This window comes from Streptomyces sp. NPDC039424 (genome assembly GCF_055639495.1).
Genome location: NZ_JBVKAI010000006.1, coordinates 25,489 through 48,131, shown reverse-complemented (window position 1 = coordinate 48,131; position 22,643 = coordinate 25,489). Strand labels below are relative to the sequence as shown.

Here is a 22,643-nt window from a genome sequence, read left to right as displayed (position 1 = left end):
TGGTCCGGCTTGCCGATCGCCGCGTCGGCGAGCTTGAAGAGGATGCCCTCCTTGCCACGGACCTTCTTCAGCTCTTGATTGTCCGTGCCCGCCACGTGGCCACCATCTTCACCGAGCGGTCCGCGAACCCCTCGGGAAGCCCGAGTTCGCGCACGTCGTTCAGCTTGGTGATCTCGATTGGCAGAGTCCAGACCGACCGCGCACGGGTCAGGCTTGAGGTAGGCCAGCAGGGCGGCGCCGTCCTCGTTGTCCTCGGTCACCAGCGCCAGCAGGCGGGCCAACCCGACGTCGCCCAGGCGCTCGATGGTCGCTTACAGAACCCCACAGACACGGGCCAGCCGCTCGGTCAGATACACATCCCAGGCACGTCATATGAGTCGACACAGCTGGAGGATCGCGAAGGCCAGGAGCGCGATACCGCAGCATGCCTCAAGCACGCGTACGGCCAGTGGCGGCAGCGCCCTGCGCAGCACCACGATGAGCCCCGCCGAGATCAGACACCACAGCACTGAGGAGGCCATGAACCCGGCGAAGAACACGCCCAGCTCCGGCGCCGCTCCGCCCCGTTCCAGCACGGCGCCCACCCCGCCGGCCGCGCCCGACCAGTAGACAACGTTCCATGGGTTCGCCAACGGCATGCCCGCCCCCACAGCCATGGTGTTGCGGTCCTGCCCTCCCTGCCGCTCCGTCGTCGGATCGGGCCCCTTCCGCGTGGATGCGTCGCGTAGGGCCACCGCCCCCAACCAGGCAAGCAGCAAGCACCCGGCCACCGTGAGCGGCACCCGCAAGGCAGGCACAGCGAACAGCGCTTCTACCCCCGCCAGGCCGAGTACCGCCCAGACGGCGTCGCCCACAAGCGATCCGACCTGAACCGCGAATGCCGCACGGGACGGTCCGCGGCTGCGGCCAGACGAAGTCCGCCGCCTTCCGCACCAACCGGTACGTCACCCCGCCGCCGTCCATCCGGGGACCTCCTTGCCCTCGTCGGCAACCACATGTCACCCCCTGACACAGCGGGCGGAGGAGGGCGTGCTCACCTGGCCGATACTGAAGTCCGCGCACGCGCAACTGTGCAGCAGAAGCGAACGCGGCTATGCGAAAGCCACAACATCCCCGGCCGTGACCTGGGGAGGGTTGGGGAGCAGGGACGCGAGGTTGTTCCGCACGAAGTCCGCCGCTCTCGAGACCGATTCCTCGGCACCGGCCTGGTCCTGGAAGACGCTGGTCGAGACCATGACTCCATTCCCGGCATCGACCCAGTAGTAGGCCACGAAACCGGGGATCTGGCGCATGAGCGGTACGAACCCCTCGTTCACCAGGCGACCCGCCTCGGTCGGATCGGTCACCCCTTCATACCTTCGGACCGCTGCGTACATGGCTGATCTCCTCATGGGCTCCGGGTCCGTCCTTTGTTGAGACGCCGTACCCCAAGCGACCGCCAGCGCTCGCTAGGCGTCCGACAATCATCACAAGGGTCGCCTGTGGTGATCCGAATGGCGGCCTCCGGCCCGGACACGCGCGGCCGGTGCGGCCATCGGCCCGCGACGTTTCATGCGCAGATTCCCATGTGCCGTTTCACCGGCTGGCGGGGAGCGGTGAGACGGGGCGGCAGGAAGCCGTGATCCAGAATCAGAGCTTTTCCCTGGCCGCGTGACCAGGCGGAGTGATTCAGCAGACTGGCCGGATCGGTGACATGCATGAGGACTCGGTCGATCTTGGCCCGGTCCACCGTGCCGGGCTCGACGGGTAGGGCGTGGGCGTCTGCTTCGCGGGAACCCGCCGCTCCGAAAGAACGCTCAGGCCATACGGTGCCGAACGGCCGACCGATCACCTATGACAGCTTGCTGAAGCAGTGCGTCCTCTCGCCGGGGTTCCGAGGGAAGGCGTTTTGAACTCGGCTGTTGCCTGCACGGAGCGAGTGTGAGTATGGATGTGAGGGCGACTGGGCGGGGGAGGGGTTGGGGAGACAGACATCAAGCTGCACACGGTCGCGGAAACCCTGATCGCCCGGGCGCTGGGCCATTCGCTACCGGAGGCGGTGGGCCAGGGGCTGGACGTGGCGGTGCGGCGGCGCTCGCATTACGAGGACGCCACGGAGCAGCCAGGGTAGAGGAGGTCAGGAGTTCAAGGCCTGCTCGACGGTGGGGTGGCAGGAAATGAGGGTGTAGCCGCCGCCGACCAGGTGCAGCGGACGCAGGAGGGACTTCTGGGCTTCGGTGATGCGCAGCCGCCCCTGGAGGCCACTCACTTGGCAGTGGTCGGCGATGAGGACGTTGATCCCGCTGGAGTCCATGGAAGTCACCTCGCTGAGGTCCACCACGATCCGGGGCGGCATCGTGCCGTCTTCGGACATCAGTGTCTCGCTGAACAGGGCCTTGACGTCGTTCGACCATTTCGGGCTGGACGGAGAGCCGTTCCGGCCGTCCTTTCGCTGGTGGTCGGCCACCGTCCCCTCGACTGCGCTTTAGCGCTGGCTGTTGAGGAAACCGATCACTACAGCGCCCCACCAGCACATCTGGGAGACCAGAGCGGTGGATGCGCCCCAGGCCAGCAAGCGCCGTGGGAGACGTACGGATGACGCCTGCCCGGTCATGCGTCTGTTGAGGAGGCCAGCCTGCAGGCCGTTCAGCGTGAGGACCAGGACCAGGACCAGCTTGGTGCGAGTGAGAGTCGCGGTCAGGTCGGGGTGGAGCATCACACCGCTGACCACGAGCCCGGCAAGCCCTGTCCAGATAGGCCCGTGCAGGCGGGCGGTGCCGGCGAGGGCTTCGTTCAGCGTGGCCCGGCCCGTTATCCACAGCAGTCCGTAGTAGTCGGCCACCAAAACGGCGCCAAAACCCAGCACTAGTGAAGCGAGGTGGATGAACAGGGCCACCGTGTGGAGGGCGTGATCCACATACAAGTGCAGGGATACCCAAGCGCCGGCTGCCAGTACCAAGCATGCGACCAGCGAGGCTGCCGTGACGGTCCACCAGGAGTCGTAACAGCCCACCGGCCGGACGGGATGGCTCGCGGAGTGCGATGGTGCGGCGGCAAGAGCCGACGACTCCGGGCGCAGAGTGGACACAGGAACCTCGCAGACAGTACACAGCAGACTTAGGGAAGGCTTACCTTTCTTTCGATCATTCAGTCAAGGGGCAAAGGAGAAGGTCGCCTATGGTCAAGAGCCAAGCGTGAGCACCCGACACCTTGCGCCGCTCCGGACACGGTTGCCGTCCGGGCCGAAAGACGGCGGGCGGGCCGTGCCGTCGCCCGACGCAGGGCAGTCAGTCCGTGCCGTCAGCCCCGGTGCGCGGGCCGCAGACCGGCATCAGACGTGATCGGCTCACGGTGAAGCCCACCTCGGCGCCACCGCCGGGCCGCGTACTGGCCGACACGGTTCCGCCGTGGGCCTCGGCGATGTCGTGGACGATGGCGAGGCCGAGTCCGGAGCCGGGCAGACCCCGAGCGCTGTCGGCCCGGTAGAAGCGGTCGAACACGCGAGCGATGTCGTCGGCGGCGATGCCGGGGCCCCGGTCGCGGACGGTGATCGCGCCCCGGCGGATGTGTACCTCGATGGGTTCGCCGCCGTCGGTGTCGAACTTGGCCGCGTTCTCCAGCAGATTGCCCACCGCCCGTTCGAGGCCCTGGGAGCTGCCGCGGACCACGCAGTCATCGGCGTCCACATGGACCAGGCGTCCGGTGCGCCGATACACGCGCCGCGCCGCGCGGCGGGCCACCTCGGCCAGGTCCACGGGCTCTTCGGTCTCCTCGTGACCGCCGGCCAGGGCCAGTTCGACGAGTTCGTCGACGAGGTGAGCGAGTTCGCGCGTCTCGTCCTGGACATCGTGAAGGAGCCGGTCGCGGGAGTCGGGGGACAGCTCGCCGGCGCGGTGCAGCACGGTGGCGTTGGCCAGCAGGCTGGTCAGCGGGGTCCGCAGCTCGTGGGCGGCGTCGTGCACCAGCCGCTCCCCTGCCTCGCGGGCTGCGGCTATGCGGCCGAGCATCCTGCCCAGCGACGCGGACAGCCGCCTCACCTCGTCGCGTCCGCCTACCGGTTGCGGGACGTCGCAGGCGACCCGCCCGTGGGTGCTGACCGCTTCGGCGACCTCGGCCAGCCGGGCCAGGCGCCGGGTGATGCGCCCGGCGAGCAGCCGGCCCGCGGCCGCCGCGAGGAGCATGACCGCCGCGGTGACCACCGCGATCTGTCGTGCCATGCCGGCCAGCACGTGGCGGGTCTGGTCGATCTGGACGGCCACCTGCAGGGCGCCGCGATGCTGCCCGAGTGCGGTCGTCAGCAGGCGGTAACTGTGGCCGCCCGCGTCGATCTCGGTGATGTCCGACTGCCCGGCCCGACCGGAGGCGGCCAGACAGCGCACGGCATCGGACACCGGCAGCTTCTTCAGCGGGCCGCTCAAACGGATGGGTATGCCGTCCCCGGCCACGGCCTGCAGCACGGGCTGGCGTTCCTCGTCGCCCCCAGGGGCGGGCAGGTCCAGTCCGGGAAAGGGGGCGGGGCTTTGGGCGGGCATGTCGGCGGCCGGAGACTGCTCCTTGCGTTTTTCCATGCCACGGGTCAGGGCCACGGTGGTCGACCGCAGTGTCCGGTCGACCTCAGCGAAGACAAGGTCGGAGGCGGCGAGATAGCTCAGCGCACCGACCGTCACCGCCACCACGGCGCCGACTGCGGCGAAGGCGAGCGCGAACCGTGAGCGCAGGCTCATGGCCGCCGCGCCGCGTAACCCACGCCGCGCACCGTGCGGATCAGGTCGGGTGCTCCGGCGTCGGCGAGCTTGCGCCGCAGATAGCCGATGTAACCGGCGAGGTTCTTCGCGTCCACACCGGCGTCAGGACCCCAGACGCTTCGGTAGATCACCGCATGGTCCAGTACGAGACCCTCCTCGCGCACCAAGAGCTCCAGCAGGTCGAACTCGGTTCTGGTCAACAGCAGTTCCGCCGCCCCCCACCACGCCCGCCGCGTGCCGGGGCAGACGCGCAGTGACGCCATCCGCAGCACGTCACCGGGGCGCTCGCCCTCCCCGCTCTCCTCGGCCTGCAGGGCGGGCGATGCCGACAGCACGGCCCGACGCATAAGTGCCCTCAGGCGCGCGAGCAGTTCGGGCACTTCGAAGGGTTTGGGCAGGTAGTCGTCGGCGCCGGCATCCAGACCGTGCGCCCGGTCGGCAATCGCGGCCCGCGCGGTGAGCATCAGCACGGGGGTGCGATCCCCGTCGGCGCGCAGCACACGGCACACGGCCACACCGTCGATGTGCGGCACCATCACGTCCAGGACGAGTGCGCTGAAGGAGTCCCTGCGGGCCAGGACCAGGGTTTGCACACCGTCATCGGCGGTGACGACGTCGTACCCCTCCAACTCCAGTGCCCGCTCGACGGCTTCACGCACTGCACGATCGTCGTCTGCGACCAGGACACGCTGCGGCATGCGCGCATGCACGCACAGCGTCCTGTGAGCCGCTTCTCATCCAATTCCGGACCGGCTCCGGCCGCGCTCTGAGACCGCTCTCCCACGATGAGCCATGTCCATCACCCTTACCCCACAGGAGTCCCGTGTCCTCCCACTCCCGCCCCGTACTGCGCCGGCCCGTGGTGCTCGCCGCGTGCCTCAGCGTCGCGCTCGGCACAGTCGGCTATCCGGCGTTCGACCCCGGGTCGGCCTCGGCGGCGGTCGCCAAGCAGGCCATCCCGGCCTCCGCGGCCCGCACCGGAGCCGGCGGCGCCAACACCGCCCAGGTCGTGAAGGCCGCCGACGCCTTCCTCGCGACCCTGTCCGACGAGCAGAAGGACGCCGTCCTGTACGAATTCGACGACGCGGCGAAGAAGACCGGCTGGTCGAACTTCCCCACACCCGTCGTCGCGCGCAACGGCCTCAAGCTGGGCGACCTCACCGACGCACAGGACGCGGCGGCCATGAAGGTCATGGAGGCGGCGCTCAGCAAGCAGGGTTACGAGGAGCTCGTCGAGATCCGCAAGGCCGACGACTACCTCGCCTCGCTGTCGGACAGTGGTGACACCGGGGACAGCGCGTCGGCCTCTCCGACCGCCACGCGCACGCCCCCCTCCGGAGCTCCGACCGACGGCGCCACCGGCGGGCCCGGCGGTCCCGGGGCCCAGGCGGCGGCGGAGGCGCGAACTTCGGCTCCGAGTGGTACTACATCTCCTTCTTCGGACAGCCCAGCCGGACCGGCGAGTTCACGGTCCAGTACGACGGCCACCACGCGGCGTACAACATCACCTACGCCGGTAATAACGTGACCATGTCACCCACCCTGACCGCGGTCGAGCCGGAGGAGTTCGTCCTCGACGACAAGGCCTACGCCCCGCTCGCCGACAAGCGGGCCGCCACCATCGGCGCCATCCAGTCACTGACCGCGGGCGAACTGGCCGCCGCCGAGATCGACGGCAGCTTCGACGACCTCTACCTCGGCCCCGGCAACGACGGCCCCTTCCCGGAACAGCCCGAGGGCGTCCTGGTCAGCAGTCTCACCAAGAAGCAGCAGGCCAAGGTCACCGCGATGCTGCGCACCTGGGTCGACGACCTGGACGAGAAGGCCGCCGCACGGCTCCTGGCCAAGTACGTCTCCGAGTACGACGAGACGTACATCGGATGGAGCGGCGGAACCACCATCGACAACGACCAGACGTATGTCCGTCTCGACGGACCGTCCGCCTGGATCGAGTTCTCCAACCAGCCCGGCGCCTCGACCGACGAGATCCACCAGCACACGATCTTCCGGGACGAGACCTCCGACTACGGCTGGCGATGACATCCGTGCGCCGTCTCATCTCCCCTCTGCTGCTCGCGGTGTTCCTGCTGGTCGGCGGCCTCGCGTCGCCGGCCGGCGCCCATCCGATGAGCACCTCCGCCGTCCTGCTCGACATCCGTGACGACCGCGTCGAGGGCGAGGTGCAGCTGCCCATCGACCGCCTGGCGATCGCCGTTGACCGCGACCTCACCCCCACCGCTGTCCTGAGCCAGGACCGGTCCTTCCTCAAGCGCTATACGGCCCGGCACATCAGCGCCGTCGGCGAGGACGGCAACTCGTGGACGGTCGCGCTCGGCACGGGGTCGGTGCGGACGATCGACGGGACGGCGCACCTCGTCTACCCCCTCACCATCCGCCCGCCGCACGGACAGGTCACCGACTTCCGTCTGCGCTACGACGTCATCGTCGAGGAACTCCTCACCCACAAGGTCATCGCCACCGTCCGGTACGACTTCGACCGCGGCATCCTCAAGACGGACGACGCCAAGACACTCGGAGTCCTCGACTGGGACACCAAGAGCCTGCGGGTCCCGGCCGGTGAGGGCTCCTGGCTGAAGGGCTTCGCCACCACCGCACAGCTCGGCATCGAACACGTCGGAGAGGGCGCCGACCACCTGCTGTTCCTGCTGATGCTGCTCATCCCCGCCCCGCTGGCGGCTGCCGGCGGCCGATGGCGCGCCGCACACACCACGCCGCGCCGCAGTGCCGTACGCGTCGTGTCGGCCTTCGCCGTGGGCCACTCGCTCACCCTCGCCCTGGCGGCCTCGGGAGTGCTCCACGTACCGTCACCGCCGGTCGAGACGCTCATCGCCTTCTCCATCGCCGTCTCCGCGGTCCATGCGATGCGGCCGCTGGTGGCGCGCGGCGAGGTACTCATCGCCGCCGGCTTCGGCCTCGTCCACGGCCTCGCCTTCGCCTCGCTCATCAGCGGCCTCGGCCTGGACCGCGGGTCGCTGGTGACCACACCGCTGGGCTTCAACCTGGGCATCGAACTGACCCAGCTGCTGGTCGTAACCTTGATCATGCCGTCACTGCTCGTCCTCGACCGCACGAGCATCTACCCCGCGTTCCGCATCGGTGTGGCCGCCATCGGGCTCGTGTTCTCGGTGTCCTGGATGCTCGAACGCGCCACGTTGACCTCCGGCGACCCGTTCGAGGGCATCCAGACATGGCTGGTCGGACACCCCTTACTCGTCGCCGGGGCGGTTGCGGTACTCGCTGTCGCCGCCCGCCTGCGCTACCCGATGCCCGGTGGCTTGGACGGCGACGCGGCGAGCGCTGCGCACACCGGGCCGACGGACGAGCTGCCACACAGCGACGCTCGCCTTCATGGCGGCCCGCGAACAGCGGAACGAGGAGGCGTCGGGAGCCGGAACGATGCCGGTGTGCCGTGCCCAGCGGAAGGGCGTGATCGGCACCCGGAGGCGTCCGGCCGGGCAGCGCCTATGTCGGCTTCCACTTGTACGACGGCAAGCACCCCACCGGGTTCTCCTGAGGCAGCTGAAGGAGTGCGGCCCACCTGAGCGATCTTCCGGCGCTTGGCCAGCCGCACAGTCAAAGGTTCCTGGGAGGTCGTCGGCAGTCCCGCCGCGACGCCCACAACGTCTGCCTGCGAGCGGGTGCGAAGCCCGTGAGCGGGAGTACGAGACGCCGCTGCGCTGCGCGGTCGAGGCAGCAGGTCCGAGCGGGAGGCGCGCCGTTGCCTGCGCGCCGGCTGCGACACTGGCGCGGCCGAAGCCGTGGGAAGTTGACGATGAGCTGTGGGCGGTGATTGAGCCGCTGCTGCCGAATGTGGAGTGGCGGGCCCGGCACCCGGGGCGCAAGCGGCATCCGGACCGGCTGGTGTTCCAGGACAACCTGTTCGTCCTACGTGCCGGATGCCTGGGAACACCTTCCCCAGGAGCTCGGGTTCGGCCCTCGAAGGTCAGTGGCCAGGGGCGAGAGGGTTGAGGGGAGGGGAGGGGAGGGGAGGGGCGAGGGCGGAGGTTAGGAGGTGGCCGATCAGTCCCAGCGCATATCGATGCGTCCAGCGAAGTTGTCATACCCGGCACGCTCGAATGCCCGGGCCATCGGCTGGTTTCCCAAATCGGTGTCTGCGGTGACGCGTTCGGCGCCCTGGGCAGCCAGCAGGCGGGTCCCTTCGGCGAGCAGGTCGTTGACGAAGCCCTGGCCTCGGTGGCCGTCGATCACGCCGAGGTAGGCGATCACGAAGCCGTACGGGCTTTGCGCCGGAACAACCAAGCCGATCGGTTCGCCGTCCGGGCGGACCCCGATCCGCCACCATGCGCGCGGACTGGGATAGCTCAGCAGTTCGTCGTGGTACTGCACGCGTGCGTAGTCGTTGACTGAGGAACGGGCGACGTCGGCCTGGCTGTAGGCATCCAGCGTGCCCGGAAGGATGCGGGTAAGAAGATCGATCGCGTCTTCATCGCTGCTGACCGGGCGGAAGGTCAGGCTGCCACGGTGTGAAGGCACTGGTGTGCTGGACGTCCAGCGATAGCGAAGCCTCTCAACGAAAATCTTGCCGCCGGTGCGCTCCACCACCTCTATCCGGTCTTTGATGCGACGTTCAGTGGTGGAGTCGTCTCTCCAGTTCGCCGGGAGGGGCTGGAGAACGTACGGGGGCGGCAGGGTTCCCGCAGGGAAGAGCGCGGTGAGGGCGGTGCGCAGAAGATGCGCGCCGATGTCTATCCGGAGCGGGTCGCCGTGGGCGTCGTCGATGTCGAGGGTCTCCATGACTTCGGGCCTGATGCCGCCGCGGGACCACCAGCCGACCCGTGCCACCGGTCGGCCGTCTCGTAGGGCCAGCCACATCCAGTCGGCGCTGCAGTGTCCGTTCTGGAGATCTTCTGCGAGACGGTCGTTGTAGGGGCCAGGCAGAGCATTGAAGAGGTTGATCTCCTCCAGACCGGTAATGGGGCGGAAGATCAGGTCACTTGTCACGTAAGGCTCCATAGGCAGCGCGGTCGAGTGCATGAACCAGGTGCACGACGCCGTCCCTTCCCTCCTCCTGCCTGCTCGGCGACCAGGCCGCTGACCCGACTCGCCACTACTTGGCCGGCGGGATCAACACGCGAGACGGCGCGGGACCCTGCCGTCGAGGTATAGACGATCAACATCTCAGCCGCATGCGATTTAAGGGCTCTGCCAGATGCGATGATCACCAGTCTTCGGGATCTCAAAGTCGGCCGCCGGCCGCATCATCGAGCATGTCGCCCCGTCCCTTGCCCGGCACCCTCGCCAGCGGTTCCGTAAGAACAGCGTGCCGGTCGTGGACGGCACGCCGGCCCCCACCCGTGACCACGCGGTCGCCGAGCAGTCCAAGAACTGCAGGTACTCGACCAACCACCAGGTTGTCATCGACGCCGACACACGACTCGTCATCCCCGTTGGCCAGCCAGTTCCGGGCAACCGCAACGACTGCAAGGCCTGGGAGCTCGCTGGAGCCCGAGCCACCGTGGGCAAGACCACGGTGATCGCCGACGGCGGCTACCGAGGTACCGGCTTGATCATTCCGCACCGCCGCGACCCCTTCCAGGCCGAACTCCCGGCGGGAGGAGCACAATCCCTCCCACCGCAAAGTGGGCTCGGAACCAGGAACCGCCTGAGGCGCCACCGATCAAGGCAGCGCGGAGGTCCCGGACCAGAGGCCCGGGGCGGGTACCACCGCTCGCGTCGGACGGTCGTCAGCCCAGGCCCTGGGTCCGGCGGCGGCGCACGATGAGGAGCGTGCCCGCACCCGTGACCACCGCCGCGACAGCCGCACCCGTCATCGGCAGCGCCGAGGAGCCGGTCTCTGCCAGGTTGCCGCCATCCGTCGTCGTCCCGTCGCCGCCGGTCGGCGACGACCCGCCGGCCGATCCGCCCGAGCCACTGGTCGAACCGCCCGTCGAGCCGGTCGACCCCTCACCCGTGACCTCCAGCGTGATGTCGGCCTTGTCGTTGGCCTTGTCGGGGTCGAACGGCCGCGCCTCGGTGCTCAGCGCCACCGAGCCCTTGGCGTCCGCCACCCGCTTGTCGATCTTGAGCTTGAAGGCGTAGGTCTCTCGGCCGCCCTCGTTGAGAGCCCGCTGACTCGTGCCGCAGTCGTACGCCTCACCCTTGGCCTTGCAGAACCCGGGAGTCTTCACGACCGACGTTCCGGCGGGAGGTCTGATCATGATCCTGACGGACCGTTCCCCCACCTTGGCCATGACCCAGGCGGGCCCGGCGTTGGTGAACTCCACCTTCATCGGCACCGTTTCACCGACGCTCCCCTTCAACGCGGCACCTGTCACCTGGTAGTCGGCCGTGTTGACGGAGGTGACAGGCACATCGACGACTGGCGCGGACCCCTCGCCCCCGGCCTGTCCCTCGACCAGTTTCACCGCCGGTGCGGTTCCCGCCACCGGCGGAGTGCCGTTGTCGTCCACCCCCGGATCGTTGTCCCCGACACGCAGGCGCAGCTCGTCGTTGAGTGCGCGGTCCAGAGCCTTGACACGGAGAGGACTCTCGGGCGTGTAGACGACGCCCGGTTCCACCGCCTGGTCGAACGCGCACACCGCGGTCCACCTCTCGGGCATCTCGTCATAGGACCGGACCTGCTGTGTTCGGCAGTTGGAGGGAACCTCCGCGAAGTCGAGTCCCCGGGTGACGGAGTAGGAGACCCACACCTTCTCGGCGGCTCCGGTGCCCTTGTTCGCCACGGTGACCGGCAGATCGAAGATGCTCCCCGGTTTCACCCCGTCGATCGGCTCGATGCCTCCAATGACCAACTCGGGTGCGGTTTCATCGGCGATGGCGGCGGGAGCCGCGGCCAGGGCGATCAGGCCGGCAGCGCCGAGGGCGGCAACAGCGGCACGGGAGGCGCGACGGTTGTGTGGGGGCCTTGGCATGGAGAGAACCTCTGTTGGAAAGCGGGCAAACGGACGGTGTTTTCCAGGAGAACAACCCTTCGATCGCTAGACTCTTGCCGATCCCGAACAGTTGCACCCCGGTGCCTTCTCCGCCTTGCGATCGCACCCACCGGACGCCGTGAGTCCCGCCAACTGACGCACGTACCATGACCGCGTCCTGGTCCCCCGTGTGCCACCCCACCCCGTGAGCCGGTCGACCCCGCCCTCATCGGCCGGTGCTCGGTACGCTGCTGCGCGAAGGGTATGGACGTCGACGTCGTCGCGGCCGACCTCGGACGCCCGGTTCGACGCGCGGCAGGACTCCGGCGCGAGCACCTGGGATCCTGGAGACCGCCACTCCGGCCTGGCCCAACAACTTCGAGCCTTCGGACTCCCTCCGTACGGGGCACCATCGCTGGCACGACGAGCGGCGACGGACCGCTGCGAACCCGCCCGCCCTGCCGCCCTGAACACAGCAACGCTCAGCGCAAAACTGCCCTCGCCATCGAGATCACCCGTGAAGGCTTCGAATGGGCACTAGAACATGCTTGCCTCGCCCAGTCAGCCTGCAGCTCGGCGGCGACCCCAACGACTCCCGCAACCTATGGGTCGAGCCCGCCGACCCCGGCCACAAGAAGGGCTCCGGCGCCAACAACAAGAAGGACTCGGGGGAGTCCAAGCTGCACGCCGCGGTGTGCGCCTACAAGTTGACGTGGCGGACCTTGCCGGTTGGCACCCCACCCCAAACGCTAAGGGCGTGCACGTGGCCCTCAAAGAACGCTTCCTGCCCGCCGGACGCAAAGATCCGGTGTACGGCCTTGCCCGAATACGACAAGCGGAAGCTGAACAGATAGCAGGCCACCATCTGCCCGTCCGGACGCCCGTCACATCCCATAAGTCGGACTCCGCTCCGACTCCCGGGCGGTGCGACTGCGGCACGAACGCCTCAACGGGACCAGGGCCGAGGCGTTCCCGGCGCTGACCGACACGTGGTCTCGAAACTCAGGCTCGGGTCCACTTCGTGTGGTCGCGTACACAGGGTTCCTGTTGATCTTCGCGTAATGGTGGTTTTAGCGGTCGTAGGCGGTCAGTGCGCGCATGATCGGCCGGCCGCGCATGAAGCTGGCTCCACTCATCAGGCCCCTTAGAATCGACCATCTAGGCTGGCGCGGTGACTGATGAGCAGGAGCGGGCGCAGCCGTCGGGAGTGTGGGCCACGGCGGTGGGGGTGGCCAGAGTGCGGGCGCTGGAGACCGAGCGGGAGAACGCGCTGTTCCACGACCCACTGGCACAGGCCTTCGCCACCGCCGGCGGCCTGTGGCCCTCCTCGCCGCCGCTGCCCGATGACGAGGCCGCGCGACGCCGCCGGCTGGCCGTGTCGTTCTCCATCGTCATCAGGACGAAATTCCTCGACGACCTGTTGCAGCAGGCCTCCGCCTCCGGGGTCCGGCAGGTCGTGCTGCTCGGCGCCGGCATGGACAGCCGGGCCTTCCGGATGGACTGGCCCGAGGGCACCCGGCTGTTCGAGGTCGACACCGCCGCCCCACTGGACTTCAAGGCTTCGGTGCTGCGCCAGGAGCGGGCCGTCGCGCGCTGCGAGCGGATCACCGTCGCGGTGGATCTGCGTGAGGACTGGCCAGGCGCGCTGGCCGCCGCAGGGCACGACCCGGCCGTCCCGACCGCGTGGATCGCCGAAGGACTACTGATCTATCTGCCCGAGGATGCGGTGGAGCTACTGCTGGCTCGGATCAGCACGCAGTCGGCGGCAGGCAGTCGGATGGGGCTGACATTGGGCTCGCGCGGCGTGATCGAGCGCTTCGGCGCGGACGCCGCGCCGGGATCGGCGGCGTCCATGTGGATCTCGGAGATGCCCGACGACCCGGTCGGCTGGCTGGCCGGGCACGGCTGGGAGGCCGACAGCCACACCCTGCGCGAGCGCGCTGCCGCCTACGGCCGCCCGATCAGCACCCCGCCGCAGCGCGAGGAGCGGCCCGGCGGACTGATCTCGGCGGTCCGCCGGTAGAGCGCCTCCCGGTTCCCTGGATGATCGATGCCAAGGGGGCCTGATGAGTGGAGGTAGCTTCATGCGCGGTCAGCCAGTCATGCGCGCACTGACCGCCTACGACCACTGAAGTTCGCCCGAAAGTCGACGTAGAGGAACTCCAGCGAGCGATCACTCGCCTCGAACAGCAAACCGTCGACCTGACCGCGGCTTTGGAGGAGCGCGGAGCCGAACTGGAGGCTGCCAGGGAAGCCAACCGACAGCTGACCAGGGCCTTGAACCAGCGTGAATGAAGTAGAGCAGGGACCCATGTTCCCCGTGGGGCGGCGCGGCCCCGAGTGGAAGAGCAGTGGTGTTGCCGCTTCGGCGCGCGGGTTCCGGTGGTGCTTGTCACGCTTTACAGGCGGCCGAGCTCCCGCTGCAGCTGGTCGATCCGGTCCGCGAGATCCATCCGTCCTGGCAGGGCCGGCGTCAGCTGGCGAGTCCTGCGTCGCGGGCGAGGAGGGCGGCCTGGACGCGGTTGGTGACGTGCAGGGCGGTCAGGATGCGGCTGACGTGGGCTTTGACGGTGCTCTCGCGCATGGCGAGACGGGTGGCGATGTCGGCGTTGGTGTCGCCGCGGGCGAGGAGGGCGAGCACGTCGCGTTCGCGGGGGGTGAGCCGGTCGAGGCTGGCCTGGGCCGCGCGGTGGCCTGGGGCTGGTTGGTTGCGTGGTAGCGGTCGATGAGGCGACGGGCCGCGGTGGGGTGGAGCATCGCCGATCCGGCGGCCACCAGGTGGACGGCACGGAGGATCTCGGCCGGGTCGGTGTCCTTGAGCAGGAACCCGTCGGCTCCGGCCGTATGCCGCCGTCCTCTGCGACGTCGACGGCCTCCTGCGGCACCGGCCCGCCGAAACGAGATCGAACACGCCCACGGGCTGCCCTCCGGCGCACTCGCGGCCGCGGCTTTCGCCCCGGCCCGTGTCCACCCCGCCATGAACAGTGGAGATCCGCTGTGGCGGCCGACCTCGCCGACAACTGCGGCTCGAAGGAGCGGGCCCGCGCCGCCGTAGCCGCCTGCAGCGAACCCCTCCCGCTCGTCGACCTGGAGCATGTGTACCTGCTCACCCGCATCCGCGACGTCGCCTCCGCGACCCTGGCCTCCAACGGAACCACACGACTGGAGCAGGACCTCGCCCGCCAGGGACTGGACAGCATTGCCCACACTGTGGTGAACACCGCCTGCATCGGCGTCGCGAAATCCGGCCCCCGCGTACCGGGTGCGGGGCCCCCAGGCCGAGGGCTGTCCGAGTGTCCTGAAGCCGCAGGCGGTGGCCGACATGGTGTCGGCCACCGCCTGGTGGAAGGGATGCCGGTTCGGCTGCGTGGAGAGTGGCGTGGTGTCAGGTGGTCGGTCTGCCCGCGACCCACTCGCTCCACGACATGTTCCAATCGCTGAGGCCGTTGTCCGGGGCCAACATGGTCTTGTCCGCAGAGTTTTTGACGATCACGACGTCACCGATCATCGAGTGGTCGAAGAACCACGCGGCGGGCTGCCTGCCGTCGCCGCCGCCCCTGACATCCTTCAGGCCTACGCAGCCGTGGCTGGTGTTGACCTTGCCGAAGACCGAGTCGGTACCCCAGTAGTTGCCGTGGATGAACGTGCCCGAGTCGGTCAGGCGCATGGCGTGCGGTACGGCCTTGATGTCGTACGAGGGCTTGCCGTCCTTCTCCGTGAGGCCGACGCTCGCACCGTTCATATGGATCTGCCTGAACTTCTCGGAGATCACCATCTGACCGTTGTACGTCGGGTGCTCGGGGCTGCCTGACGAGATCGGGATCGTCTTGATCGTCTTGCCGTCCCGGACGACGGTCATCCGCTTCGTCTTTGCGTCCACGGTGCTGATCTGACTCCGGCCGATCTTGAACGTGACCGTCTTCTGGATGCCGTGGCGGTTGAGCTTGACGGTGACGGTGGAGCCGGGCTTCCAGTAATTCTTGGGGCGGAAGTCCAAGCGGTGATCGTTGAACCAGTGCCCGACGACCCGCTGGCCGCTGCTGGAGCTGACCTGGATCGCCGACTCCACGGCGGCCTTGTCGCTGATCGCCATGTCGAAGTTGACCGTCACCGGCATGCCCACGCCGACGGTCGAGCCGTCCCCGGGGGAGACATGCCCGACGAAGTCGTTGGCCGGGGAGACTGTGGTGATCGTGGCGTTGCCGGTGGCGGAGCGGCCCTTGGCGTCCTCGGCCTCTGCGGCGATCTGATACTTGGTGGCACGCTCCAGTCGGCCCTTCGGCTTCCAGGAGGTGCCGTCCGCGGACAGAGTGCCCGGGATCTCGGCACCGGTCGCGACGGCGGTCATGGTCACCTTGGTGAGCTTGCCGTTACTGACGGTGACACCGACCGGGGCGTTGAGCCCGACGTCGTAGGCACCTTGCCCGGGCTTGATCTCTATTCGGGCGTCGGAGGTTTCCTGGGCGCCCGCCTGATTTACCTGCTCCTGCGATTTCGGGTGGTTCCCGGGATCGTTGTCGCTGGTGGCAGCGTTGCTTGTACCGCCGAGGGCCGTGAGTGCGAGTACGCCCCCGAGTGCGCCGGCCGTAGCCACCAGCCCGGTGCGTCGTTTATAGAGCGTGATCAAGCGCTTCTCCATGCCACTGGTCTTTGCATCCCTGTGCTGATCGCCGAATGAGTGCAACTAGCCTTGAAACCACTCAAGGCTGTCTTTGTTCATAAATGGGTAAATTGTGGTGAAGGCCACGCATTGTCGAGCAGGTCGCCGAGGTTGCGGACCTGGACCTGGACCTACGAGCTATGGCGGGCCCTCTGTGACGCCGCGCGCGTCCACGGCACCGAGGTGCGCCTCACACCTGTGGCGGTCCCGGCGTACTGGGGCGGCCAGGTCTTCAGGAGGGGGTCGGAGGTGGCCGCTTTCCTGGCGGCGCGGGTCGACCGCGATCGGCCGCTCGTCAGTTGCCGGCGACCTGGAGGTAGTCCGCGCGAGTGCGGCGCTCGTCGATCGCGTCGAAGACATGGATTCAGCCGGGCAACTTCCTTGCGTGTCAGCCGTCCGCTGTCATTCGGGACGGGCAGGTGCCGCTACCCGTCCTGACTCATCGGCGCTCCTCGGCAAGGGCTGTCCCCACCGTCGCCTGCTGCTGTCCCGCTTACGTCGCATGCCGTCCATGCGCGTCCTCTAATTGATCGTTTCGGAATTGAGGTTCGCAGGCGAGCTCCACGTCGACCTCCACATGGGCCCGTGGGCAGGAGCGTACCTGCGGCCGGTTACAGGGTGAATGGTGTCAGCGGCCGGGTACGGCCAGGTCGCCCTCGGTGTACTGGGCGCGACCGAAGCCGAACGACCAGTCCTGAGGACCGTTTTCGACCATGCCGATGAAGACGTCCTCACCGCTGATGCCGAGGGGTTCCAGCTGTTCGGCGATGGTGTGGAAGAGGCGTTGCTTGACTTCGGTGGTGCGTCCGGACTGGGTGAAGATCTGGATCATCACCAGCTTGTCGCTTCGCTCGAAGCCGAGGCCGGCGTCGAGGGCGATGACGTGATCCGCGTCGTGCTCGGTGATGACCTGGAACCTGTCCCGCTCGGGGATGTCCAGCACATCCAGGAGCGACTGGTGCGTCGCGTCGGCGATTGCCCTCACCTCGTCGGGACGCCGTCCGCGGATGAGATCGATCCGTACGAATGGCATGTGTGTCCTTCCTTGCTCGTCCTGTTGCTGATGCGTGTGTCGGTGAGGGCGGATCAGTGGTTCAGTTGCACCCAGGTTCCATGGGGTGCGGCCTGCAGTACGGAGGACAGCCCTGCCTCGTGGAAGGCCAGCTCGATCTCCGGCAGTCCCTCGGTGAAGTGGGCCCAGGCGTCGTAGTGGGCCGGGATGACGGTGTCCGTGCCCAGGACAGCTGCTGCGGCAGCGGCGGCGCGGCTGTCCAGTGAGAGGGGGCGCCCGTCGAACTTCGCCGGGACGCGTGCCGCTCCCACGTGCAGGACGGCCGCGTCGATGTCGGGCACCTGGCGGGAGATCTCCGCGACCGTACGGATCGAGGCGTTGTCGCCACTCACATACACGGTGGGAAGTCCCTGCCCGGACAGCACGAACCCGGTGACTTCGCAGTTGACGTTCCCGTCGGCGTCGCGCTCGCCGTCCTCGGGGCCGTGGACCGCGGGGACCGCCAGCACGGTCAGGTCGCCGCCGCCGTCCGGGCGGGGCAGGGAATGGCTGGTCCACGGTGCGAGGCCGGCGGCCGGCGAGCCCAGCCGTCCGGCGGCCAGGGGCCCGGTGAGGACCAGCGGGGCGGCCTTCGCGAAGGCGCGGCCACGCTCGTCGAGGTTGTCCGGATGCGTGTCGTGGCTGACCAGAACGAGGTCGACCTGCCCCACGGCGTCCTCGTCGGCGACGGGGTCTGCCGTCTTGGTGAGGTACCCGTGCGGGCCGGCGTTGTCGAAGGTCGGATCGCTGACGATGCGCAGGCCGCCGAGGTCGATCACGGCCGTGGGGCCGCCCAGGACGGTGATCGCGGATTCCTGTCGGGGCAGAACTGTGGTCAGGGCTTCGCTCATGTCATCGACGCTAGTGATTTCCCGCTCTCGGCAGAAATGCCGGTGGCGACCCAGCTATGTGTGTCGGGCATAGATTCTGCTCGCCGGAAGGGAGGGTGCGATCAATCCGGGGCGTCGGCCGGTACGGCGGCGTCCAGGAACCGCCGGATCAGCGTCCGCTGGGCGTCGGGGAAGTGGACGAGACTGACCGGGCTCGGTGGTGCATTGGTGAGGGGCACGAAGCGGACGGCGGGGTGCTGCGTACGGCGCATCGCGACTTCGGGGACGATGCCGATGCCGCGGTTGGCGGCCACCGTCTCCAGCCACTCGTCGTAGTTGGCCGTTTCGATGATCCGGTCCGGGCGCTGGTCCGCCGTCCACGACCAGGGGCCGGTCGTACCGCTGACCGTGTTGACGACGAGGGTCCAGTGCTGGACGTCAGTCCAGTCCAGATGGTCGAAGCGGGTCAGGTCGGAGTGCTCGGAGCAGACGGCGGTGCGCGGCTCGTCGAACAGGTGCAAGATGCGCGCTCCTCGTGGCGCGTCGACCTCGCCTCGGACCACCGCGATGTCGAGGGTGCGCTGACGCAGCGCCTGGAGGGGATTGTCGCTCCGGGTCAGGGAGACTGTCGCTCCCGTGCTCTCCTCGAAGCGGCTGACGGTCCGCTGTGTCCAGGGGTCGGGCAGCAGCCAGCTGAATCCGAGTCGCAGAGTGACTCGGTGGCTCACGACGGCGAGGGCCTGGTCGAGGGTCGCGAGGACCCGCTCGACGTGGATGAGGAACTCCGCCCCGGTATCGGTCAGTTCGACGTGCCGCGAGGACCGGTCGAGCAGGCGGACGCTCAGGTTGCCCTCCAGCTGCGCGACTGTGCGACTGAGCGCCGGCTGCGTGATCAGCAACTCTCCTGCGGCCCGGGAGAAGGACCGATGACGCGCAACGGACGCGAAGGCTCGCAGGTGACGCAGTTCGACGTCCATACTCCATGCGCCCTTTCGCTGCATCCATGCCTGCCATGCATAGCGGCAGCCTAACCGGCATTTCACAGGTGTACACGCGCTGCCTAGCGTGCGAGTAGGCCACGGAACGCCACCAGGAAGGTGCACAGGATCGTGCAGTCATCAGCCCCGCCCCGTCCGCGATCGCGGTCCCCCTGGACGATCGTTGCCCAGGTGGCGGCAGCGCTCGCCGCGGGACAGGGGATCGGCAGGTTCGTCTACACCCCGATCCTTCCCCTCACGCACACCCAGGCCGGACTCTCCTAGGCACTCGGGGCCGACCTCGCGACCGCGAACTTCATCGGCTACCTCGCCGGCGCCCTGGTCGGCATCGCCGTACCCGCCGTCGTACGGTCGGCCGCAGTGCTGCGTTGCTCCTTCGGCGTGCTGGTGGCGACGCTGGCGCTCATGCCGGTCACCCACGACAGCAGCGTCTGGTTCCTGCTGCGCCTCGTGGCCGGCGCCGCCAGCGCGTTGATCTTGTACTGGCCCGACCGGGCCTAGTCAGGCGATGGGCCGTGGAGATCGCCCGGATGTACCGGGACAACCCGGAGCGCCTGGACAGTGAGGCGTCCTTCGCCGCGCTGTGCGGGGTCAGCCCTGTCGAGTGTTCCTCGGGCAGTCGGCACTATCGTCGCCTCGACCGTGGCGGCGACAGGCAGGCAAACGCCGCCCTGCACCGGATCGTGCAGGCCCGCCTGCGCGTCGACCCGCGCGCCCGGGACTACTACGAACGCCGCAGCAAGGAGGGCAAGACCTGACGCGAAATCGTCCCATGCCTCAAACGCTACGCTGCCCGGGAGGTCTTCCACCTGGTCAGGCGCACACAGGCATAACCCCCGGTATAGGGGCAGTGTGATCGCTTGTGACACGGCGAGACCCGCCAGACACGGTTCCGGCGGGGACTTCCGTAAGACGCCGAAGCCGCACCGAAGCGCTCCGGCGCGGCTTCGGCGTGAGATCGGTGGCGCTCGCACGAGTGGTTCCCGGGAGCGGTGCAGGAACGCCTGCCCGAGCAGCCGACCCGCCGCAGGAAGGCACTCCCCGGTGCGAGATACTCTCCCGATGAGTTCACGCACTTCCCCGATCAGCCAGCCGATCACGATACGGAGGGCAGTCGCGCGGGATGCCAAACGGCTCACGCGGCTCGTGCGTGGCTCAAGCGCCTACGAGGGTAAGTACGCATCCGCGGTGGCGGGCTACCGGGTCGGTCCTGATTACATCGAAGCCCACCGCGCCTTTGTGGCCGTCGGCGCCGACGAGCATGGAGGCCGGGTCATCGGGTTCTACTCGCTCGTCCTGGCTCCACCGGAGCTCGACCTGCTGTTCGTCGCCGACGAAGCGCAAGGACGTGGTATTGGACGGCTGCTCGTCGCGCACATGCAGTCCGAGGCTCGTGCCGCCGGGCTCGACCGTGTCAAGGTCGTGTCGCATCTTCCCGCCGAGGACTTCTACCACCGCGTCGGTGCAGTGCGGACCGGGACCGCGCTCGCGAACCCGCCCGCCGTGCCGTGGGACCGTCCCGAATTCGAGTTTCGCATTCCTTAGGAATGACGCGGTGTGCCGGTTCGCAGGGCACCGGCTTCTGCCTGGCGGGGATCGCCTGCGCCAGCGGCCTCTCCCGGCGACTCCCTCGCCTCGGTCCACCGCCAGCGCTGTAGGGGGTGAGGCGTTGCCAGTGCAGCCATCAGCGCAGGTGGAAGTAGTCATAGCCCTTGCCCCGTGGAGCTTGGCCGGACGGCGTCGGTGAGGCCTGCGGTGAAGCGGATCGGCGGGAGGCTCCGGACAGGGGCATCAGAGCCTGACTGTGGTGGGTGTTGGCCAGGTCCGACTCGGCGTTCGGGTCGTCGTAGGCGTCGACGATGGCGATGGTCCTGTCGGAGCCGCTGGCAAAGGCGGCGGAGGTCAGGCCGTAGGCCGACTGCAGGTCGCTTGGGCCGTAGCCGGTGGGGAGTCCGCGGCGGAGTTCGGCCGGACGGTCTGGGGTGCGATGCCCTTCTTCGCCGCCTGCTCTTCCTGGAAGGCGGTGGTGCCGCTGGTGCCGCGCAGGGCGTTGCAGGATGCGTAGCCCTTCTTCGGGGTGCCGGCGCACTGCAGCATCTCCAGGCGGAACCGCCGGCCCGCCCGGCGCTACGGCGTGGGAGGCCGCTGCGGGGAGCGGAGTACGAGCAGGGTGATCTCGCTCGGGGCGAAGACGCGGAAGGGCGGGCCCCAGAAGCCGGTGCCGCGGCTGGTGTAGAGGAGAGTGCGGGTGCCGTGGCGGCTGAGGCCGGCGAGGGCGGGCTGGTCGATGCGGACCAGGTGGTGGAAGGGCCAGATCTGGCCGCCATGGGTGTGGCCGGAGAGCTGGAGGTCGACGCCGCCGGCTGCCGCCCGGTCGACGAACTTGGGCTGGTGGGCCAGGAGCAGGACGGGGTGGTCGGGGTCGGCGCCGTGCAGGGCTCCGGCGAGGTGGGCGCCGTGGCCGGCGAGGCCGGAGGATTCGGCGGTGACGTCATCCACGCCGGCGACCACGAGGGTGTCGCCACCGCGTTCGAGCAGCAGATGGCGGTTGCGCAGCGGCTCCCAGCCCAGCTCGTCCATCAGGTCGACCCAGCCCTGGGCCTCGCTGTAGTACTCGTGGTTGCCGGTGACGTAGACCCGGGCCCGGGTGGCCTGCACGGTGCCGAGTGGGGCGGCCTGGGCGCGGCGGCGTTCGGCCGTGCCGTCCGCGATGTCGCCGGTGTGGCAGACCAGGTCGGCCTTCAGCGTGTTGACCGTCTCGCAGACCCGCGCCGACCAGCGGGCGCGGTCGAGCGGGCCGTAATGGGTGTCGGTGATGAGGACGACGCGCGTGCCGTCCAACCCGGCTCCCAGGCGCGGAAGTTGCACGTCGAGGCGGCGTACCCGTGGTACTCGGCGGGCCTCGGCGTACCCCCAGGTGAGCAGCACGGCGGCTGCGCCGAGGACCGCCCAGGTGACGATCCGGGCCCGGTCCTGGCTGTCGCCGACGCCACTCACGGTCAGGGTGAGCCGCAGCAGGACGCCGAGCAGAACGGACCAGGTGAACAGGACCCAGATGGTGCCCAGCAAGGTGTCCCCGATGACCGCCGCCCAGTCCTGCTGGCGTCGGCCGTGGCCGCGCACCATCGCGAGCGGCATGCCGATCAGGCCGAGGGCGAACAGGGCGGTGCCGGTGAGCGTGACAGGGGGCGGCCAGTGCTGGCCGGTGTGCAGCAGCAGCCAGCAGGGCACGGTCCACAGCAGGACGGGGGCGATCAGGGGGAGGTAGCGCATCAGGCGGTGCAGTCGGCTCTGCTGAGTAGCGTGCGCCGCACTGTCGGCGGATCGGGTTTCGCTGGTGTCGGTCACGCTTCCCCTCCTTGAGCGATCAGGCTGCCGTCACGCGCACTGTATCCGGCCGTCCCGGGCCGGTCGGACGGACGGGGTGCTCATGGTGGGCAGCCCCATGTGGCGAGGTGGCCTTTCG

20 protein-coding genes and 5 pseudogenes are annotated in these 22,643 nt (G+C 68.8%); 10 read left to right on the top strand and 15 right to left on the bottom strand.

What is annotated here, in order from left to right; genetic code table 11:
* Positions 1 to 368 precede the first annotated feature (368 nt).
* The 6 genes and pseudogenes from ACZ7L0_RS17120 to ACZ7L0_RS17095 form a co-directional block, all read right to left on the bottom strand.
* Positions 369 to 878, bottom strand: a pseudogene (locus ACZ7L0_RS17120) (LysE family transporter); the annotation flags it as partial.
* A gap of 213 nt (positions 879 to 1,091) precedes the next feature.
* Positions 1,092 to 1,376 carry a hypothetical protein gene (locus tag ACZ7L0_RS17115; protein WP_471243269.1) on the bottom strand — a complete coding sequence of 95 codons (285 nt, stop codon included), beginning with the start codon at positions 1,374 to 1,376 and terminating at the stop codon, positions 1,092 to 1,094.
* A 740-nt stretch (positions 1,377 to 2,116) separates the two neighbouring features.
* Complete coding sequence (locus ACZ7L0_RS17110; protein WP_471243268.1) at positions 2,117 to 2,446, bottom strand: STAS domain-containing protein; 330 nt, start codon at positions 2,444 to 2,446, stop codon at positions 2,117 to 2,119.
* Positions 2,447 to 2,464: 18 nt separating this feature from the next.
* A complete protein-coding gene (locus tag ACZ7L0_RS17105; protein WP_471243267.1) occupies positions 2,465 to 2,875 on the bottom strand; it encodes a hypothetical protein in 411 nt (136 codons plus the stop codon).
* Between the two features lie 391 nt (positions 2,876 to 3,266).
* Positions 3,267 to 4,703, bottom strand: a complete 1,437-nt coding sequence (locus ACZ7L0_RS17100; RefSeq protein ID WP_471243266.1) for a sensor histidine kinase — start codon at positions 4,701 to 4,703, stop codon at positions 3,267 to 3,269.
* Entirely contained in the window at positions 4,700 to 5,422 is a 723-nt protein-coding gene (locus ACZ7L0_RS17095; RefSeq protein WP_471243265.1) for a response regulator transcription factor, read from the bottom strand. The genes ACZ7L0_RS17100 and ACZ7L0_RS17095 overlap by 4 nt, the downstream gene beginning before the upstream one ends.
* Before the next feature lie 125 nt (positions 5,423 to 5,547).
* Between ACZ7L0_RS17095 and ACZ7L0_RS17090 the strand changes: the two genes are divergently transcribed.
* The 4 genes and pseudogenes from ACZ7L0_RS17090 to ACZ7L0_RS17075 form a co-directional block, all read left to right on the top strand.
* Complete coding sequence (locus ACZ7L0_RS17090; RefSeq protein ID WP_471243264.1) at positions 5,548 to 6,252, top strand: DUF3500 domain-containing protein; 705 nt, start codon at positions 5,548 to 5,550, stop codon at positions 6,250 to 6,252.
* Positions 6,153 to 6,764, top strand: coding sequence for a DUF3500 domain-containing protein (locus ACZ7L0_RS17085; protein ID WP_471243598.1), 612 nt, complete (start codon positions 6,153 to 6,155; stop codon positions 6,762 to 6,764). Before ACZ7L0_RS17090 ends, ACZ7L0_RS17085 begins: the two co-directional genes overlap by 100 nt.
* 5 nt (positions 6,765 to 6,769) lie before the next feature.
* Positions 6,770 to 8,287: a HupE/UreJ family protein gene (locus tag ACZ7L0_RS17080; RefSeq protein ID WP_471243263.1), complete on the top strand. Its 1,518-nt coding sequence runs from the start codon at positions 6,770 to 6,772 to the stop codon at positions 8,285 to 8,287.
* 199 nt (positions 8,288 to 8,486) lie between these two features.
* Positions 8,487 to 8,679 (top strand): annotated as a pseudogene (locus tag ACZ7L0_RS17075) (transposase); the annotation flags it as partial.
* Between the two features lie 86 nt (positions 8,680 to 8,765).
* On the opposite strand, the gene ACZ7L0_RS17070 reads toward ACZ7L0_RS17075, so the two are convergent.
* Positions 8,766 to 9,707 carry a GNAT family N-acetyltransferase gene (locus ACZ7L0_RS17070; protein ID WP_471243262.1) on the bottom strand — a complete coding sequence of 314 codons (942 nt, stop codon included), beginning with the start codon at positions 9,705 to 9,707 and terminating at the stop codon, positions 8,766 to 8,768.
* A gap of 319 nt (positions 9,708 to 10,026) precedes the next feature.
* On the opposite strand from ACZ7L0_RS17070, the gene ACZ7L0_RS17065 reads away from it, so the two are divergent.
* On the top strand, positions 10,027 to 10,488 hold the full coding sequence (locus ACZ7L0_RS17065; RefSeq protein ID WP_471243261.1) for a transposase: 462 nt from the start codon (positions 10,027 to 10,029) through the stop codon (positions 10,486 to 10,488).
* On the opposite strand, the gene ACZ7L0_RS17060 is transcribed toward ACZ7L0_RS17065, so the two are convergent.
* Complete coding sequence (locus tag ACZ7L0_RS17060; protein ID WP_471243260.1) at positions 10,451 to 11,638, bottom strand: hypothetical protein; 1,188 nt, start codon at positions 11,636 to 11,638, stop codon at positions 10,451 to 10,453. The genes ACZ7L0_RS17065 and ACZ7L0_RS17060 overlap by 38 nt on opposite strands.
* Positions 11,639 to 12,198: 560 nt before the next feature.
* On the opposite strand from ACZ7L0_RS17060, the pseudogene ACZ7L0_RS17055 reads away from it, so the two are divergent.
* Together ACZ7L0_RS17055 and ACZ7L0_RS17050 are read left to right on the top strand one after the other, a co-directional pair.
* Positions 12,199 to 12,492: pseudogene (locus ACZ7L0_RS17055) on the top strand (hypothetical protein); the annotation flags it as partial.
* Between the two features lie 353 nt (positions 12,493 to 12,845).
* Positions 12,846 to 13,661, top strand: coding sequence for a class I SAM-dependent methyltransferase (locus tag ACZ7L0_RS17050; protein WP_471243597.1), 816 nt, complete (start codon positions 12,846 to 12,848; stop codon positions 13,659 to 13,661).
* Between the two features lie 450 nt (positions 13,662 to 14,111).
* Here ACZ7L0_RS17050 and ACZ7L0_RS17045 read toward each other — a convergent pair.
* From ACZ7L0_RS17045 to ACZ7L0_RS17025, 5 genes and pseudogenes are all read right to left on the bottom strand, one after another.
* A pseudogene (locus ACZ7L0_RS17045) lies at positions 14,112 to 14,479 on the bottom strand (LuxR C-terminal-related transcriptional regulator); the annotation flags it as partial.
* Between the two features lie 544 nt (positions 14,480 to 15,023).
* Positions 15,024 to 16,277, bottom strand: coding sequence for a L,D-transpeptidase (locus tag ACZ7L0_RS17040; protein WP_471243259.1), 1,254 nt, complete (start codon positions 16,275 to 16,277; stop codon positions 15,024 to 15,026).
* Positions 16,278 to 16,926: 649 nt separating this feature from the next.
* Entirely contained in the window at positions 16,927 to 17,331 is a 405-nt protein-coding gene (locus ACZ7L0_RS17035) for a tautomerase family protein (protein ID WP_471243258.1), read from the bottom strand.
* A gap of 53 nt (positions 17,332 to 17,384) precedes the next feature.
* Positions 17,385 to 18,200 carry an MBL fold metallo-hydrolase gene (locus tag ACZ7L0_RS17030; RefSeq protein ID WP_471243257.1) on the bottom strand — a complete coding sequence of 272 codons (816 nt, stop codon included), beginning with the start codon at positions 18,198 to 18,200 and terminating at the stop codon, positions 17,385 to 17,387.
* A 101-nt stretch (positions 18,201 to 18,301) separates the two neighbouring features.
* On the bottom strand, positions 18,302 to 19,156 hold the full coding sequence (locus tag ACZ7L0_RS17025; protein WP_471243256.1) for a LysR family transcriptional regulator: 855 nt from the start codon (positions 19,154 to 19,156) through the stop codon (positions 18,302 to 18,304).
* Between the two features lie 132 nt (positions 19,157 to 19,288).
* On the opposite strand from ACZ7L0_RS17025, the pseudogene ACZ7L0_RS17020 reads away from it, so the two are divergent.
* The 3 genes and pseudogenes from ACZ7L0_RS17020 to ACZ7L0_RS17010 form a co-directional block, all read left to right on the top strand.
* Positions 19,289 to 19,654, top strand: a pseudogene (locus ACZ7L0_RS17020) (YbfB/YjiJ family MFS transporter); the annotation flags it as partial.
* Positions 19,655 to 19,692: 38 nt separating this feature from the next.
* A complete protein-coding gene (locus tag ACZ7L0_RS17015) occupies positions 19,693 to 19,935 on the top strand; it encodes a transposase (protein WP_471243255.1) in 243 nt (80 codons plus the stop codon).
* A gap of 304 nt (positions 19,936 to 20,239) precedes the next feature.
* On the top strand, positions 20,240 to 20,722 hold the full coding sequence (locus tag ACZ7L0_RS17010) for a GNAT family N-acetyltransferase (RefSeq protein WP_471243254.1): 483 nt from the start codon (positions 20,240 to 20,242) through the stop codon (positions 20,720 to 20,722).
* 357 nt (positions 20,723 to 21,079) lie between these two features.
* Here ACZ7L0_RS17010 and ACZ7L0_RS17005 read toward each other — a convergent pair whose 3' ends face one another.
* Both ACZ7L0_RS17005 and ACZ7L0_RS17000 read right to left on the bottom strand, forming a co-directional pair.
* Positions 21,080 to 21,274 carry a hypothetical protein gene (locus ACZ7L0_RS17005; RefSeq protein ID WP_471243253.1) on the bottom strand — a complete coding sequence of 65 codons (195 nt, stop codon included), beginning with the start codon at positions 21,272 to 21,274 and terminating at the stop codon, positions 21,080 to 21,082.
* Positions 21,275 to 21,304: 30 nt separating this feature from the next.
* Positions 21,305 to 22,525 carry a metallophosphoesterase gene (locus ACZ7L0_RS17000; RefSeq protein WP_471243252.1) on the bottom strand — a complete coding sequence of 407 codons (1,221 nt, stop codon included), beginning with the start codon at positions 22,523 to 22,525 and terminating at the stop codon, positions 21,305 to 21,307.
* Positions 22,526 to 22,643 lie beyond the last annotated feature (118 nt).

Coding starts and splice junctions, on each gene's coding strand:
- ACZ7L0_RS17115 (WP_471243269.1), bottom strand. CDS start 1,376: ATGTACGCAGCGGTCCGAAGGTATGAAGGGGTGACCGATCCGACCGAG.
- ACZ7L0_RS17100 (WP_471243266.1), bottom strand. CDS start 4,703: ATGAGCCTGCGCTCACGGTTCGCGCTCGCCTTCGCCGCAGTCGGCGCC.
- ACZ7L0_RS17095 (WP_471243265.1), bottom strand. CDS start 5,422: ATGCCGCAGCGTGTCCTGGTCGCAGACGACGATCGTGCAGTGCGTGAA.
- ACZ7L0_RS17060 (WP_471243260.1), bottom strand. CDS start 11,638: ATGCCAAGGCCCCCACACAACCGTCGCGCCTCCCGTGCCGCTGTTGCC.
- ACZ7L0_RS17040 (WP_471243259.1), bottom strand. CDS start 16,277: ATGGAGAAGCGCTTGATCACGCTCTATAAACGACGCACCGGGCTGGTG.
- ACZ7L0_RS17035 (WP_471243258.1), bottom strand. CDS start 17,331: ATGCCATTCGTACGGATCGATCTCATCCGCGGACGGCGTCCCGACGAG.
- ACZ7L0_RS17030 (WP_471243257.1), bottom strand. CDS start 18,200: ATGAGCGAAGCCCTGACCACAGTTCTGCCCCGACAGGAATCCGCGATC.
- ACZ7L0_RS17025 (WP_471243256.1), bottom strand. CDS start 19,156: ATGGACGTCGAACTGCGTCACCTGCGAGCCTTCGCGTCCGTTGCGCGT.
- ACZ7L0_RS17010 (WP_471243254.1), top strand. CDS start 20,240: ATGAGTTCACGCACTTCCCCGATCAGCCAGCCGATCACGATACGGAGG.
- ACZ7L0_RS17005 (WP_471243253.1), bottom strand. CDS start 21,274: ATGCTGCAGTGCGCCGGCACCCCGAAGAAGGGCTACGCATCCTGCAAC.